The 562-nt window shown below is 43.1% G+C and carries 1 protein-coding gene; it reads right to left on the bottom strand.

Annotated features, from left to right (window positions below):
• Positions 1-120: 120 nt before the first annotated feature.
• Positions 121-562, bottom strand: a 442-nt coding sequence (locus tag ACS8FC_RS19795; RefSeq protein WP_439298042.1) for a lyase family protein, incomplete at its 5' end; no start/stop codon positions are given.

The raw sequence follows: 562 nt of genomic DNA, 5'->3' as shown, positions 1-562 counted from the left end.
AATCCCTTTTTGATGCGGTGTTCCAAAATATTTTGTTCTAAATAAGAACTCTTGTTCGTATAGTGAATTAAAATACTCTGTTTTGAGCCTTATGTCAATCCACTTAATGGTTGCTATGACTCACTTTGATTTGTTTTTTGAGGTCACATTTTCAATGGCTTGTAATATCGTGTCGCATTGTCTTTGCGCCGCGCCGCAATAGCTAAGTGGTGACAAAATCGATTGTAGATCGTCACTATCGTGCAAATTGACGGATTGCTCTGCCAGCAAGGCCTGAAACGTGGTGACAAACCCTTGATGTTTGCTATGCGCTTCCTCACTCGCTTGTTCTATCAAAGGATAGATAGCGTCTTTGTTATTTGCAAAGTATTCCTTTAAGCTTTTGCTCAAATAAGCATCGCTATTCAAATCAAGGTTGGCAGACATACGCTCAGGGTACACTTGCAGCCCTTGTAATAAGGTTTTTAAGTATGATACGCCGCCTGCTACTAGCGCCATGCCTTCAGTTAAAGGAACCCAGCTGGCATGCCATTGTCCCAGTGCGCGCTCAAAGGGCTGGGCG

It is taken from the genome of Psychrobacter sp. 1Y4 (assembly GCF_051847555.1).
This window is presented reverse-complemented; position numbering and strand designations above follow the sequence as displayed.